Origin of the sequence: Streptomyces sp. SP17BM10 (assembly GCF_036322405.1) — a bacterium.
GTDB lineage: Bacteria > Actinomycetota > Actinomycetes > Streptomycetales > Streptomycetaceae > Kitasatospora.
The window spans coordinates 19,095-33,643 of record NZ_JAQYXB010000514.1; the positions used below are offsets into that span (position 1 = coordinate 19,095).

Consider the following 14,549-nt stretch of genomic DNA (forward strand, 5'->3'; position numbering starts at 1 on the left):
GGCTCTCGCAGCGTCGACGGGAACGGCCGCCGCTGAGGCAGTGCACGGGCTTCAACCACTGAGCCGGCGCCCCGCAGACGTCTCGGCGAAGCGATGGGCATCGCCTTCGCCCATGGGCTCAGCCTCGATCGGGGTGCGTGAGGGTGTGCCAGGCGTTGTAGCCACCGAGAAGGTCGGAGGTGTCGGTGTGACCGTGGTGGCGCAGCAGGCTGGCCGCGATGGAGGAGCGGTGGCCGCTGGCGCAGTGGACGACCAGGGGGCGGTCGGTGGGGATCTCGCTCAGGCGGCGGGGGAGGTCGGCCAGGGTGATGTGCAGGGATCCTTCGATGAATCCTGCTTCGCGTTCACCGCAGCTGCGCACGTCCAGGACGGTGGGGGGCTGCTCGCCGGCGAGCGCGGTCCGGAGCTGGTCGGCGGTGAGACGGCTGGCCGGGGTGACCTCGTCGGCCAGGGCGGGCAGGGCGCTGCCGGGGCTGCGCAGGTAGCCGGCGATGCGGTCGAAGCCGATGCGGGCGAGGCGGGTGATGACCTCGTCCTCGCGGTCCTGCGGCGCGATGATCGCGATGGTGCTGTCAGGGGTGAGGACGGTCCCGGCCTGTTCGGCGAAGCGGCCGTCGATGGGGACGTTGATGGCGCCGCGGATGTGTCCCGCGCCGAACTCCTGGGGGCTGCGGGTGTCGAGGACGACGGCGCCTTCGGTGCGGACTTCCTTGAAGCCCTCGGGGCACAGGGGGCGGTCGGCGTTCGAGCGGTCGAGGAGCGGGTGGTCCTGCCGGTTGAGGGCGGCGTCGTGGCCGAAGTAGGCGGGGGCGGCGGGCTGACCGGCGGTGACGATGCGGACGAACGCTTCCTGGTCCATGGGCTGGCAGGCGTAGTTGGTCAGGCGCTGCGTGCCGATGGTGGACTGCTTCTCGGTGGAGAGGTTCTTGCCGCAGGCGGAGCCGGCACCGTGGGCCGGGAAGACGCGGACCTCGTCGGGCAGGGCCATGAGCTTGCGGTGGACGCTGTCGTAGAGCATGGCGCCGAGGTCCTCGGCGGTGACGCCGGCGGACGCGAGCAGGTCGGGGCGGCCGACGTCGCCGATGAACAGGGCGTCGCCGGTGAGGACGCCGTAAGGAGCTTCGTCGGTCGCGTGCTCGTAGACGACGATGCTGATCGACTCGGGGGTGTGTCCGGGCGTCTCCATGATCTGGAGGACGACGTCACCGAGGGAGATGCGCTCACCGTCGGCGAGGGGGCGGATGGGGTACTCGGTCTCGGCACGGCGGCCGTAGCCGATCCAGGCGCCGGTGCGGGAGGCGAGTTCGAGATGGCCGGCGAGGAAGTCGGCGTGGAAGTGGGTGTTGATGACGCCGACGACGGTCAGGCCGCGAGCCGTGGCGTCGGCGAGGTACTCGTCGACGTCCCGGCGGGGGTCGACGACCACGGCCTGGCCGGTGGTCTCGTCGGCGATCAGGTAGGACGCCTGGGAGAGGCAGTCAAGGTAATACTGACTGAAGATCACGGGGTGCCTCCTCGTTGGGGTCTGAATAGTTGGGGCTGACAATCTGGCCATACCCTTAGGGGCATTTCGTGCGCTGTACGTGAGGGGTCCACCCGTGCAGGGCGAGCCCCTCACGCGTTCACGAAGTACACGGACACCTCCCGGGCGGCGCAGCGGTGGCACCGCGAGACGATCTCGATACCCCCTTAGGTATGCCAACCGACATGGGGCCACCGCGACCGAATACCGGGAGGGGTATCGCCGAACACCTTTGATGATACCCCCGGGGGTACTATGGTGAACGGGAGGGGGGATCCGGCCACCGTCGCGGTCAACCGCACGGGGCCGTCGACGCAGCCGCCCATCACTGGAGAAGCCCATGCCTTCACTGCCGCCCGCCCCTGGGCAGACCACCGCCACCGACGCCCACGGCCTCGCCCGCGACGGCGCCGTCCTGCTCGACGTCCGCGAGGCTGCCGAGTACGCCGCCGGCCACGCGCCCGGTGCCGTCCACCTGTCCCTCGTCGCACTGGCCGCGGGCGCCCCGCTCCCGCCCGCGTGCGAGGGGCGGACCGTCCTCGCGATCTGTCGCACGGGGCACCGGTCCCAGCGGGCCGCCGAGCTGCTCGTCACGCGCGGGATCACCGCCCTGAACGTCGTCGGCGGCATGACCGCGTGGGCATACACGGGCCTACCCGTGACCACGCCGGGCGGTGACGCGGGGCTCGTCATATGACCACCCTGATCCTCGCCCTCGCGGCCGGCGCCGTCGTCGGCCTGGCGCTCGGCGGTCTGGGGGGCGGCGGCAGCATGCTGGCCGTCCCGGCGCTCGTCTACCTGCTCGGCTTCAGCCCGGCCCGGGCCGCCACCGCCAGCCTGCTGATCGTCGCCGCCACCTCGCTGACCGGCCTGATCGCGCACGCCCGGGCCGGACGGGTGCGCTGGCGCACCGGCGTCCTGTTCGCCGCCGCCGGGCTGCCGGCCGCCGCCGCGGCCGGGGCGCTCTCCGCCCACCTGCCGTCCGCGCTGCTCACCGCCGGGTTCGCGGTGCTGGCCGCGCTCGCCGCCTGGCGGATGCTCGCCCCGCGGCGCGAGGTCGGGGCCGGGCACCGCTCCGCCGCCGGCCCGGCCCGCTCGACGGCGACGGGCGCGGGCCTGGGTGCCGTCACCGGTCTGCTCGGTGTCGGCGGGGGCTTCCTCGCCGTCCCCGCGCTGGTGTCCGTCCTCGCCTTCACGATGGCCGAGGCGGTCGGCACCAGCCTGCTGGTGATCACCGCCAACTCCCTGGCCGCCCTCGTCCCCCGGCTCGGCGCCACCGCCGCCGTCGACTGGGGCGTCGCCGCTCCCTTCACCGGCGCCGCGATCCTCGGCGCGTGGGACGGCAAGCGGCTCGCCGACCGCCTCGGCGGCCGGACACTCCAGAAGGCCTTCGCCTTCGCGCTGTTGGGCGTCGCAGGCCTCATGCTCGTGACTGCCCTTCACTGAAGCTCCACCCCCCGCCCCCCGCGCACGACTCCCCCCTTGGAAGGCCCCATGACCACGCCGCTGACCGTCGAGCAGCTCCGCCCCCGCCTGGAGCAGCTCACCCTCATCGACGTCCGCTCCCCCGGCGAGTACGCCTCCGGCCACATCCCCGGCGCGCTCAACATCCCCCTCGACCGCCTCGACGACGCCCTCACCGCCCTGCGCGAGGCCGCTGCGCGCGGCGAACTCGCCGTCACCTGCGCCTCCGGCCCGCGCGCGACCACCGCGTGCGAGCGTCTGACGGCCGCCGGCATCCCGGCGGTGTCGATCGTCGGCGGTACCGGCGCCTGGGCGAGCGCCGGCCACCCGCTGAACCGGCTGGAGGGCGCCCGCACGGTGTGGGCGATGGACCGCCAAGTCCGGCTGGTGGCAGGCTCGCTGGTCCTCGCGGCCGTCCTGGCCGACATCGTCCGCCCCGGCGCCCGCTGGCTCGCGGCGGCGGTCGGCGGCGGGCTGGTGTTCTCCGCCCTCAGCGACACCTGCGCGATGGGCAACCTGCTCGGCCGCCTCCCGCACAACCGCCCCCGCCCGGGCGCCCCGACCCTCGACGACACCCTCGCCACCCTGCGGCGCTGATCCCGCCCCGACGCCCGTCCGGCCCCGGCCCGCTGGCTGCGGACCGGGGCCGGAGGGAATCGGCGAGCGACTCAGTACCAGCGCTGCCATGCGTTGAAGTTGTCGGTGTCCGCATACCACAGGCCGACCGGGCTTCCGTCGCCCTGCCAGCGCGAGGAGTAGCCGTCGAGGGCGACGACGCTGCTGGTCCTGGGCGAGGTGAGCGAGATGTCGGCGCCGTTGCCGTAGGGGTGGAAGGTCGGCCCCGGAGCGCCGCCGTCCTTGCAGTCGCAGACGTTGAACTGCGCCCCCACGGTGTTGCCCCACGACTCGGGGTAGTCCAGGCAGCGACCGGAGGCGTTGCTGACGAGTTCGAGCCCGTAGAAGGCCCCCGCGTCGTACACGCGCCACCGCCACTGCTCGGTGGGCCCGTTGTTCCGGGTCCAGAAACCGGCGGGCGAGTTCTTCGCACCGCCGCCGGCGAAGTTGTCGAGGCAGTAACCGTCGCCGTAGGCGCGGACGTGGAAGGAGAACGGCCCCGAGTCGGCGAGGGCCGCGCCCGCGAGCGCGGGCTTCCCCGCACGGGCCGCGGCCAACACCTGGTCGAGGGCCTGCTGGGCGGCGACCGACGCACCAGGTTTTGTCATGCGCACAACGCTAGAGATTCCGGGCCCGCCCCGGAAGGGACGTGGCACAAGTGGCGCACCCCCTTTCCGATTGCCCTCCGGCACCTCACGAAGCCGGCCCGGACTGCCGCTCGCCCTGGGCGAGGGCCGTACCGGCGGTGCCGGTGCCGGCGAGCCCGAGGACGAGCGCCCCGAGCAGGAGCTTCCGGAGCGATCCGGCGAGACGTGAGCGTGCGGCAGGCACAGGGACCCGGCTGGAGGAGGAGAGGGGGACGGCGAGCCCTTGCACGCCCGTTGACGGACCCTCAGGGAGGCATGTGAAATGACACATGTCACCGATCACATGGGTCAAGCCCTTCGGCCCGAGGTTCGCGCCCGCAGGTGTCCCACCCTCGATCCGCGGTCGTCCCGGCCCGTCCCGCCCCTCGTCCCGCCCGTCGTCCCGCACTGGTCCGCCGCGATTTGAACGTTCATAGGAGCCGCTGATGCCTCCCGTACCCAGCACCGCGTTGTCCGGCCTGGCCATGCTGGCCGTCCTCGCCGGCCAGACGCCCGCCCACGCCTCCGCCGAGGTGCCGGTGGACGGCGCCACGTACGTCATCTCCTCATCCGCGGACGGCAGTTGCCTGGGCCCACGGTTCGCGCAACCGGCCCTCGGCACGCCGGTCGTCACCGCCGCCTGCCAGGGCCTGCTCAGCCAACGGTGGCAGTTGCACCGCAGCCCCGACGGCTACCTCCTCACCAACGCCGCCACCGGCCGCTGCCTCGCCACCGACCTCACCGCCACCGACTGCGGCGCCGCAGCACGCTTCACCGTCTCCCCCGTCCCCGGCGGCGACACCCTCACCACGGACGGCCGCTGCCTCACGCCCCACCACAACGGCCCGGTCCGCGCCGAGCCCTGCACGCCGAGACCCGCCCAGCGCTGGACGCTCACCCGCACCGAGCCGCTCCTCCTCACCAACCCCGGCTTCGAAACGGGCCCCGCCGGCTGGACGTTCACCGCCCACACCGGCATCGCCACCAACAACCCGCACACCGGCACCCGCCTCGCCTACCTCGACGCGGGCACCGGCCTCCGGGTGAGCCAGGAGATCACCGCCGTCACCGACGGGACGTACGACCTGTCCGCGTGGATCGCGAGCGGCGCGGCCGGCGGGACGCTCTCGGCCACCGTCAACGGCACCGTCGTCCGCCGACTCGCCCTCCCCGCCCAGCCCGTCTACGGCAAGTACACCCTCCCCCGCATCCACCTCTCCCCGGGCGACCGGCTGACGCTCGCGATCGGCTCCTCCCCCACGGGCTGGGTCAACGTCGACGAGGCCTCCGTGGCCCCCTCCGCCCCGAACGACCCGCTGATCGACTCCTCCGACCCGGAGGTCGTCGCCCTGTTCGACTGGGCCAAGACCAAGGCCAACAGCTGGGTCCAGCAGGCCGGCGCCCCCGGCGTCCTCAACCTCGACGAGAACCACCCCGACGGCACGGGCACCGCCGCCTACGACACCACCTACTGGGCCGGCTACCCGTTCCGCTCCGACTTCTACAGCCGCGACTTCGCCCACCAGCTGCTCGGCGCCCACCTGTTGGGGCTCGACGCCCAGAACAAGACCATGCTGCGCGCCTTCGCCGCCTCCGCGACCGACACCAACGGGCTCGACCCGGTGTGGTCCGTCAACTTCGACGCCAAGACCCCGGGCAGCATCGACTACCGCGGCCCGAGCAGCTTCGTCCGGGAACTCCCCGCACCCTTCGAGCTCGTGGAGAAGACCGGCGAGGCCTACCGCTGGACCGGCGACCACGACTACACCGACGACCCCGTCCTCACCCGCTACGTCCGCAACACCCTCGGCCCGTACATCACCCGCCACCCCGGCCCGGTCGACGACGGCGGCGTCCCGATCCCGCAGGCCACCAGCCGCAACATCTTCCAGGGCACCGCGAGCTACGCCGAGAACGCCACCGCCACCTACGCCGAGGCCGGCGACGCCCTCGCCGCCCAGTACCAGGCCTACCTCGCCGCCGCGACCCTCGCCGACGCGCGCGGCGACCGCTCCACCGCGGCCGCCCACCGCCAGGCTGCCGAAACCCTCCGCCACTACGCGAACTCCGTCTGGACGGTGGACCCGCACCACCCCGGCACCATCGTCCACGGCTACGACACCGGCGGCCGTCCGCTCACCGACTGGGGCTACGAGGCGAGCATCCTGATGCCCGCCAAACACCTCCTGGACCCGGGCCCTCGCCGTGACGCCTTCCTCGCCGACCTCGACGCCCAGGACTCCGGCCCCCAACGCTCCGACAACCTGGAGGCCTACACCTACCTCCCCGACGCCTTCTTCGCGGCCGGCGACGGAGACACGGCCTGGAAGTGGATGCGCACCATCTACGAAGCCACCCCCGACATCCACACCAGTGGCCGCATGCTGAACGGCGACTACCCCGAAATCCCCTTCACCCTGCTCTCCCAGACCGTCCAAGGCCTCCTGGGCCTCACCCCCGACGCCGCCACAGACTCCGTGGAAACCACGTCCCACCTCCCCACCTCGATGCCGTGGCTCCAAGTCGCCGACATCCCGGTGGGCACGACCCGGATCACCCTCCGCCAGGACGGCCACCACTCCACAACCCTCACCAACACCGGCCCCACCCCCCTCACCTGGACCCCCCACTTCCCCGGCACGCACCCCACCCTCACCATCAACGGCACACCACAGGCCACCCGGCCCACCACGACGCCGCTCCACATCGCCCCCGGTGAGACGCTGACCGTCTCCGTCTCCGATTAGGCTCGGGTCAGGACGGGGCCCCGTCGTCCCTGTGTCCGGGTTCGCGGCGCGCAGAGGCACCGCCTGCGGCCGATGCCGGTCAGCACGGCCGCGGGCGGGAGAAGGGTCGATCAGCGGTCGAGGTCGATCGTGAAACGCCTCGTGCCCGGAGCGACCGTGTCGGCGTGGATCGAGCCTCGGGCCCGGTCGAAGTCCCCGGTACCGCCGGTGATCGCGTTGTCGAAGGAAGGCGGCGGGCCCGGGTTGAGGTTGCCGAAGACCATCCCCTGGGCGGTGATCTGGCCACCCGGGATGGTGTAGGTCACCGTGCACTCCTCGGCGCCGCCGTTGTCGGTGCGGGTGGTCGTGCAGGTGCCGTCGGTCTCTCCGAGCTGGTTGCCGTCCAGGTCGAAGAGGACCGAGCGGAAGACGGTCCGGTCGCCCTGGGCGGGGGCGCCGCCGGGGTTGACGGGGAAGAACGACTGCTGGGCGAGGTGACCGATGAGCGTGATGACCCGGTCCCGGGTCTGGGGGGTGGGCGATTCGGTGTTCGTCGCGGCGGTCGCGACCGGGGCGGAGGCGAGGAGGGTGACCAGCGCAGCGGCCGCGCCGAGACAGGCCGTTCTGATGGGGCGCATCGTGTGGCTCCTGAGGTCGGTGTTCATGAGAGGCCAGGCGTCCCATTCATAACCTCGACCCCGTCATCGACCGGTTCCTCCCCGCACGACCCACCGGCGGATTCGACCGCTCAGCCCCACGGCAGAACAGCTCCCGGTCAGCATTCGCCGAGATTCCCGGAACGGGTGGGCGGTGAAGGCGTTTGTCGGTCGGGAGTGGCAGGGTGGGGAGCATGTGCGGCCGTTTCGTCTCCACCACCACCCCCCAGGACCTCGTCGGCCTCCTCGGTGAGCTCCGCTGGGACCCCGCCGAGGCGCTCGCCCCGAGCTGGAACGTCGCGCCGACCGACCCCGTCCCGGCGGTGCTCGAACGGGTCGACCGCGAGACGGGCGAGCTGCTGCGCCGGTTCCGGCCGCTGCGGTGGGGCCTCGTCCCGTCCTGGTCCAAGGACGCGTCCGGCGGCGCGCGCATGATCAACGCGCGCTCGGAGACCGTCCACGAGAAGCCCGCCTTCCGCAAGGCCTTCACCGCCCGGCGCTGCGTGATCCCGGCGGACGGCTACTTCGAGTGGCGCGAAGTCCCGGCGCAGGCCGACCGCAAGAAGTACAAGCAGCCGTACTTCCTCAGCACCGGCTCGGTGATGCTGATGGCCGGCCTGTACGAGTTCTGGCGCGACCGCACCCGCGCCGAGGACGACCCCGCCGCCTGGCTCGCCACCGCGACCATCATCACCACCGACGCGACGGACACCGCCGGCCGCGTCCACGACCGCATGCCGCTCACCATCGCCCCCGACGACGTGGCCACCTGGCTCGCCCCGGACGTCACCGACCCCACCGAACTGCACCACCTGCTGCGGCGCCCCGCCGACGGCGCCCTGCGCGTGCGGGCCGTGTCGACGGCCGTCAACAGCGTGCGCTCCAACGGCCCGGAGCTCCTCGACGGCGCCGAGGACCCACTGGGGCTCGCGGACTGACGGGACATCACCCACCGACTCACCCACCTGCCCGAATCCGCTGACAGCCCGCTGATCCACCGTTACGGTTGGCGAGCAAACGTCAACGGGGGGTGGGCAGCACACGATGATCACGTCGATGACGACCCACGCCCGGCCCGAGGGCGGCCTGCCCGACCACGACGCGTTCGAGCAGCGCCGCCGCCCGTCGGCGCCCTCCGCCACCGCCGTCAACCCGCACACCGAGCAGCGCAGCGTCGTCCTGCCGCCCGCCGCCGCGCGGGCCGCGCTCAGCGTCGAGGCCACCCCGCCCTGGCACAACCTCCCGCCGCGCTCCGGCGGCGGCTTCGTCGGCCGGGACGCCGCGCTGCAGGCCATCGGCGAGGCGCTCGCGGACGGCGACGGCAGCGGGCTCGTCACCCAGGCGACCACGCTGCACGGCCTCGGCGGCGTCGGGAAGACCACGCTCGCCCTGCACTACGCCTACGCGCACGCCGACCACTACCGCCTCATCTGGTGGATCACCGCCGAGTCCGAGGAGCAGCTCGCCGAGGCCTTCGCGGACCTCGCCGTCCAGCTGTACCCGTCGTGGGCGCTCACCGCGTCGCCGGGCCAGCAGGTCGAGTGGGCGCTGGCCTGGCTGCGGGCGCACGACCGCTGGCTGCTCGTCTTCGACAACGCCGAGGACCCGCTCCACCTCACCCCCTACCTCGGCCGCCTCCTCGGCTGCGGCCACCAGCTCGTCACCAGCCGGCGCGCCGGCGGCTGGCACCCGGGCATCCGGCGGGTGCGGATCGACGTGCTCGACGGGCCCGAGGCCGCGCGGCTGCTGTGCGACACCGCCTATCCCGGCGCCGCCGTGGACGCGGACGAGCAGGCCGAGGCCCGCTCGCTCGCCGACGAGCTCGGCCACCTGCCGCTCGCCCTCGCCCAGGCCGGCGCGTTCGTCCAGCAGACCCGCACCACGTTCGCGGCCTACCGCCGCCGTCTGCTGCGCTCCGCCGGCCCGAACACCTCCGACCGGCCGACGACGCTCGACACGGTCGCGCGGCTGTGGCAGACGACACTGCACACCGTCCAGACCACCGCGCCGTTCGCCGTCGAGCTGCTGCGCACCCTCGCCTGGTACGCCCCCGAGGCACTGCCGCGCGAGGCCCTGGTCCCGTTCGGCTCGCGCCGGCCGGACGAGGTCGCCGCCGCCCTCCGGCTGCTCGCCGACTACAACCTGATCACCCTCGGCACGTCCACGGTCGCCGTGCACCGGCTGCTGCAGAGCGTGCTGCGCACCGCCGACGGCGGGCGGAGGATGCGCGGGCGCGCCGAGCAGCAACTCGCCGAGGCGGCGGCCCGGCTGTGGTCGGCGGACGACCCCCGGATCCGCCGGGCGCTGCTGCCGCACATCCGCGAGCTGGCCGCCACCGGCCCGTCCGAGCGGCCGACCGCGCAGACCGTCGCGCTCTACCGGCTGGCGGCGCAGGAGTTCACCGACAAGGCGCAGCGGGTGTTCGCGCTCCCGCTGGTGACGGCACTGGCGGACGGCCAGGCGAGGCTGCTGGGCACCTACCACCCGGACACCGTCGCCACCCGCGGCCGGCTCGCCGAGCTGCACGCCCGCACCGGCGACCCGGCCCGGGCGATCGCGCTGACCCGGTCCGTCATCGCGGACCGCCTGCACCTGCTCGGGCCCGACGACCCGGCGGTCCTCGGTGACCGCAACACGCTCGGCCACGCGTACCGGCGGGCAGGCCAGCATGCGCTGGCCGTCGAGGAGTTCGTCTCGGTCGTGGCGGACCGGGCCCGGGTGCTCGGGGCGGACCACCCGGGCGCCCTGTCCAGCCGGGCCGGCCTCGCGTACGCGCTCCAGGTGGCCGGGCGGCACACGGAGGCGGTGGCCGAGTTCGAGAGCGTGCTGGCCGATGCCGCCCGCGTCCTCGGCCCCGACCACCCGGACACGCTGACCCGCCGGATCGGCCTGGCCTTCGCCCGACTGACGGCGGGCGAGCACCGGTTGGCCGTCGCCCTGTACGAGGAGGCGGTGGCCGACCGCATCCGCGTGCTCGGCCCGGACCACCCCGACACGCTGACGAGCCGCGGCTGGCTGGCCGCCGCGCACGCCGTCGCGGGCGACCACCCGGCGGCGGTGGCGGGCTACGAGGCGGTCGTGCGCGACCGCGAGCGCGTCCAGGGCCGCGACCACCCGCAGGCCCTCGCCGCCCGCTGCCGCCTCGCCCTCGCGCGCTGCGACGCGGGCAGCCCGGCCGCGGCCCTCGCGGAGTACACGGAGGCCGTCGCCGACTACGCCCGCACCCTGGGCCCCGACCACCCCGAGACGCTCGCCGCCCGCACCGGCCTCGCCCGCGCGCACCGCGAGGCCGGCCGCCACCGGCGCGCGGTCGAACTGCACCGGGCGCTGGTGCAAGACCGCGAGCGCGTCCAGGGGCCCGACCACCCCGACGTCCTGGAGGAGCGCGGCGACCTCGCGTTCGCGCTGCGCCTCGCCGGGCCGGCCGTGCAGGAACTCCCGGAGCGGGAGCGCCTGGTGGCGGACCGCATCCGGCTCCACGGCCCGGACCACCCGCACACCCTCGCCGAACGCCACCGGCTCGCCTGGGCGTTGCAGGCCGCCGGGCGTCCGCGCGCGGCGCTCGCCGAGTGGGAGCGGCTGGTCGAGGAGCACGGCCGTGTCCACGGCCCGGACCACGGGGAGACGCTCAACGCGCGGCTGGGCCTCGCGCAGGCCTGCGGCGACGCGGGGGACCACCGGCGGCGGGTCGAGCTGTGCGACGCGCTGGTCGAGGACCGCACCCGGATCCAGGGGGCGGACCACCCCGACACCCTCCGCGCCCGACGGTGGCAAGCCCTCGCCCACGGAGTCGCCGGATACCATCGCCACGCGCTCACCCTGTCTGAGGCGCTCACGGCCGATGCAGCCCGGATCCTGGGGCCGGACCACCCGGACACCCTGACCAGCCGCTACTGGCTGGCCTCCGCCTGCCAGCTCGCGGGCGACCACCGTGGTGCCCTGGCGGCCTACCTCGTGCTCCTGGAGGACCGCACCCGGGTGCTGGGCCCGGACCATCCCGACACCCTGGACTCCCGGCACTGGCTCGCCGCCACGCACCGGGACAGCGGCGATGTCCGCAAGGCCATCCCGCTGTTCGAGGAGCTCGCCGCCGATCGGGCCCGCGTGGAAGGCCCGCATCACCCGGAGACCTTGAACGACCTCCTGGCCCTGGCCCGGTCCCTGACGATCTCGGGCGACCACCGGCGCGCGATCGACCTCTACTTGACGCTGGCCGCCGTCGGCACTCGTGTCCTCGGCGCTGACCACCCCACTGTGCTCACCATCCGCTGGTGGCAGGCCCTTGCACACCGGGTCGCGAACGATCAGGCGCGCGCGCTCGAACTCTTCGACGCCCTCGTCGCCGACAGCACCCGGGTGTACGGGTCCGACCACCACGAGACGCTCAACAACCGATGGTGGCAAGCCACGACGCACCGCGACGCCGGCCACCACACACGTGCACTCGAACTCTTCAACGCCCTGGTGACCGACAGCACTCGGTTCCACGGCCCCGACCACCAAGACACGCTCCAGGCCCGCGCCGGAATGATCTCGAGCTGCTCGGCCGCGCAAGACCACCGCCGTGCCGTGGAGATCGCCGAAGAAGTCCTGGCAGCCCGGACCCGATCGCTGGGACCGGACCACACGGAAACCCTCCACGCCCGGTCCACACTGGCGTGGGCCGTCCGGGCGGCGAGCGACCATCGCAGGGCGATCGCCCTCTTCGAATCGCTGGCGTCCGACCGTGCGCGCATTCTCGGCGCCGATCACCCTTCCGCGTTGAACGACCGCTTGTGGCTCACTATTGAGTACCGAGAAGTCAACGCCTTCCCGCGGGCCACACAGCTCTGTGAGGCCTTGTATTCAGATCGGCTACGACTGCAGGGGCCCGACCACTCCGAAACCCTCACCACCAGGTCCGTCCTCGCTTGGACGCACAAGATGGCGGGCAACACGCGCCTCGCAGCCGACCTCCTGGAAGATCTGCTTCAGGACCGGATCCGAGTCGAGGGCCCCGACCACTCGAGCACCCTCAGCGAACGCGCCACCCTCGCGGCCATCCGCCAGGAAGCGGGCCTCCTCCACCGCGCGCTGGAGGACCGCGAGCGACTGCTCGCCGACCAGACCCGGCTCCAGGGCCCGGACCACGTTCACGTTCTCGGGCTGCGGTCCGACGTGGCCTGGACCTACCGCGAACTCGGCGAGACCGCGCAAGCCGTGGAGCTCTATGAGCGGCTGGTCGCTGACCGCTCCCGCCTTCAGGGTCCGGACCACTCGGACACCCTGGACGAGCGTGAGAGCCTCGCGGCCGCCCTCACCCTGACCGGACGCCACCGCGCGGCGACCGCCGAACGCGAGGCCGTCCTCGCCGCGCACGCCCGCCTCCACGGCCCCGACCACCCCGACGCCCTCACCGCCGCGGACAAGCTCGGCCACGGGCTCCGCCGCACCTGGCAGCACGACCGCGCCGCCACCGTCTTCGAGCGCGTCCGCTCCGGTCGCGTCCGCGCCCTCGGCGCCGGGCACCCCCTGACGCTCGGCGCCTGGGACGACATCGCCCTCAACCACCGCGACGCCGGGCACTACGCCGAAGCCGTCGCCTGCTACGAGGACGTGCTCGCGGAAGCGACCCCGGCCCTCGGCGGGGGCAGCCTCCAGGTGCTGACGACGCGACGCGACCTCGCCGACACCCGGCTCCTGGCCGGTGACGCCGACGCCGCCGTGGCCGACTACACCGCCCTGGTCTCCGACGCGACCCGGCACTTGGGCGCCGCCCATCCGATGGTCCTCGGGACGGAGGGCAGCCTCGCGCTCGCGCACCGGGCGGGCGGCAACCAGGAGGCGGCCACCCGTCTGGCGGGCGAACTCGTCGCCCGCACGCGCGAGACCCTGGACCCGGTCGACCCCCGGGCCCTCCTCGCCCGCGAGATCCACGGCCTCGTCCTCGCCGACGGCCCCCGCCCACTGCGCGCCGTCGTGCTCCTGGCGGAGCTCGCCGACGAGGTCACCGAGGCACACGGCCCCCGCCACCCGGGCACCCTGAGCATCCGCCAGAGCCTCGCCTACGCCCGCCTCCGGGCCGGGGACCACGCCGGGGCCGTCCGTGTCTACTCCGGTGTCGTCGCGGAGCTGCTGCCGCCCGCCGGATCCAGCGCGCCCGCCCTGCTCGCCGACGGGCACCGGAGGCTCGACGAGCGGGTCCTGTCCGCCGGGGTCGAGCGGCCCCACGTGCTCGGCCTCCACCCCACCCTCGCCGTCGGCCTCGCCCGGGCCCTCGCCGGGGCGGGCCGGCCGGAGGCGGCGCAGGAACTCCTCGACGCCGTCCGGTTCGCGCGGGAGGCCGTCATGGGCCCAGAACACCCGCTGACGGCCGAGAGCCGGACGACGCTCAACGGATCCGCGGAGCCGCCCGCCCTCACCGCCGTGCCCGACCTCCCGCTCCCCGCCCGGCGGGCCCGGCGGGCGGCCGTGACGGTGTCCCGCAGCGCCTGGCACCCCCGGCTCACCCTGCTCGACGAACCCGCGCCCGGCGCCACCGTCCGGCTCGAACTGCGGCTGGAGCCCGCCGCGCCCGGCGCCGACCCCCGCGAGCTGCCGGACCTGCGACTCGTCGCCGCCGTCGCCTCGGACGCCGTCCTCGAACCGCCCGTCGCCGCCTACACCCCCGGCCGCGAACCGGCCGTCCTGGCACTGACACCCGCCGTGCCGGGCCGGCACCGGGTGCGGATCACCGTGTACGACGCGGGCCACGGCGCCGCCCTCCAGGACCTCGACGCCGTCGTGGACGTGCCGTCCATGCCACCGCACCGGAGCGCTGCCCCCAAGGAACTCTCCGCCGTCGTGGACGGGCGAGGGAGCCCCGGCTCCGAAGTCGGCGAACCCGTCCGCCCTGGCGAGGGACCCGACGACGGCTACGCGCTCGGCGCCATCATCAGCCAGCCTTGACCCCAGGAGTACC

Annotated in this window: 10 protein-coding genes; 6 read left to right on the top strand and 4 right to left on the bottom strand. The window is 74.0% G+C overall.

All coding sequences use genetic code 11. From position 1 onward, the window contains the following. Nucleotides 1-118 precede the first annotated feature (118 nt). Nucleotides 119-1,504, bottom strand: a complete 1,386-nt coding sequence (locus PUR71_RS09410; protein ID WP_329925986.1) for a rhodanese-like domain-containing protein — start codon at nt 1,502-1,504, stop codon at nt 119-121. Between the two features lie 358 nt (nt 1,505-1,862). On the opposite strand from PUR71_RS09410, the gene PUR71_RS09415 reads away from it, so the two are divergent. From PUR71_RS09415 to PUR71_RS09425, 3 genes are read left to right on the top strand one after another with little or no spacing between them, the layout of a single operon-like run. Further along, nucleotides 1,863-2,219 (top strand): rhodanese-like domain-containing protein, encoded by a 357-nt coding sequence (locus PUR71_RS09415; protein ID WP_329925988.1) that lies wholly within the window; start codon nt 1,863-1,865, stop codon nt 2,217-2,219. Next, the gene (locus PUR71_RS09420) at nt 2,216-2,968 is read left to right on the top strand and encodes a sulfite exporter TauE/SafE family protein (protein ID WP_329925990.1); all 753 of its coding nucleotides are present in this window, start codon (nt 2,216-2,218) and stop codon (nt 2,966-2,968) included. Before PUR71_RS09415 ends, PUR71_RS09420 begins: the two co-directional genes overlap by 4 nt. A gap of 48 nt (nt 2,969-3,016) precedes the next feature. Further along, a complete protein-coding gene (locus tag PUR71_RS09425; RefSeq protein WP_329925991.1) occupies nt 3,017-3,583 on the top strand; it encodes a rhodanese-like domain-containing protein in 567 nt (188 codons plus the stop codon). 71 nt (nt 3,584-3,654) lie between these two features. Here PUR71_RS09425 and PUR71_RS09430 read toward each other — a convergent pair whose 3' ends face one another. Both PUR71_RS09430 and PUR71_RS09435 read right to left on the bottom strand, forming a co-directional pair. Continuing rightward, nucleotides 3,655-4,209: an RICIN domain-containing protein gene (locus PUR71_RS09430; RefSeq protein WP_329925994.1), complete on the bottom strand. Its 555-nt coding sequence runs from the start codon at nt 4,207-4,209 to the stop codon at nt 3,655-3,657. An 85-nt stretch (nt 4,210-4,294) separates the two neighbouring features. After that, on the bottom strand, nt 4,295-4,432 hold the full coding sequence (locus tag PUR71_RS09435; RefSeq protein WP_329925996.1) for a hypothetical protein: 138 nt from the start codon (nt 4,430-4,432) through the stop codon (nt 4,295-4,297). A 241-nt stretch (nt 4,433-4,673) separates the two neighbouring features. Between PUR71_RS09435 and PUR71_RS09440 the strand changes: the two genes are divergently transcribed. Then, the gene (locus PUR71_RS09440; RefSeq protein WP_329925997.1) at nt 4,674-6,974 is read left to right on the top strand and encodes a hypothetical protein; all 2,301 of its coding nucleotides are present in this window, start codon (nt 4,674-4,676) and stop codon (nt 6,972-6,974) included. 110 nt (nt 6,975-7,084) lie between these two features. Here the strand turns inward: PUR71_RS09440 and PUR71_RS09445 are convergent, their stop codons facing one another. Continuing rightward, the gene (locus PUR71_RS09445) at nt 7,085-7,591 is read right to left on the bottom strand and encodes an allene oxide cyclase barrel-like domain-containing protein (RefSeq protein WP_329925999.1); all 507 of its coding nucleotides are present in this window, start codon (nt 7,589-7,591) and stop codon (nt 7,085-7,087) included. Between the two features lie 212 nt (nt 7,592-7,803). On the opposite strand from PUR71_RS09445, the gene PUR71_RS09450 reads away from it, so the two are divergent. Both PUR71_RS09450 and fxsT read left to right on the top strand, forming a co-directional pair. Further along, a complete protein-coding gene (locus PUR71_RS09450; RefSeq protein WP_329926001.1) occupies nt 7,804-8,547 on the top strand; it encodes an SOS response-associated peptidase in 744 nt (247 codons plus the stop codon). Between the two features lie 118 nt (nt 8,548-8,665). Beyond that, nucleotides 8,666-14,536: an FxSxx-COOH system tetratricopeptide repeat protein gene (gene fxsT, locus PUR71_RS09455; protein WP_329926003.1), complete on the top strand. Its 5,871-nt coding sequence runs from the start codon at nt 8,666-8,668 to the stop codon at nt 14,534-14,536. Nucleotides 14,537-14,549: the final 13 nt, after the last annotated feature.

Coding starts and splice junctions, on each gene's coding strand:
- PUR71_RS09415 (WP_329925988.1), top strand. CDS start 1,863: ATGCCTTCACTGCCGCCCGCCCCTGGGCAGACCACCGCCACCGACGCC.
- PUR71_RS09450 (WP_329926001.1), top strand. CDS start 7,804: ATGTGCGGCCGTTTCGTCTCCACCACCACCCCCCAGGACCTCGTCGGC.
- PUR71_RS09420 (WP_329925990.1), top strand. CDS start 2,216: ATGACCACCCTGATCCTCGCCCTCGCGGCCGGCGCCGTCGTCGGCCTG.
- PUR71_RS09445 (WP_329925999.1), bottom strand. CDS start 7,591: ATGCGCCCCATCAGAACGGCCTGTCTCGGCGCGGCCGCTGCGCTGGTC.
- PUR71_RS09440 (WP_329925997.1), top strand. CDS start 4,674: ATGCCTCCCGTACCCAGCACCGCGTTGTCCGGCCTGGCCATGCTGGCC.
- PUR71_RS09430 (WP_329925994.1), bottom strand. CDS start 4,209: ATGACAAAACCTGGTGCGTCGGTCGCCGCCCAGCAGGCCCTCGACCAG.
- fxsT (WP_329926003.1), top strand. CDS start 8,666: ATGACGACCCACGCCCGGCCCGAGGGCGGCCTGCCCGACCACGACGCG.
- PUR71_RS09425 (WP_329925991.1), top strand. CDS start 3,017: ATGACCACGCCGCTGACCGTCGAGCAGCTCCGCCCCCGCCTGGAGCAG.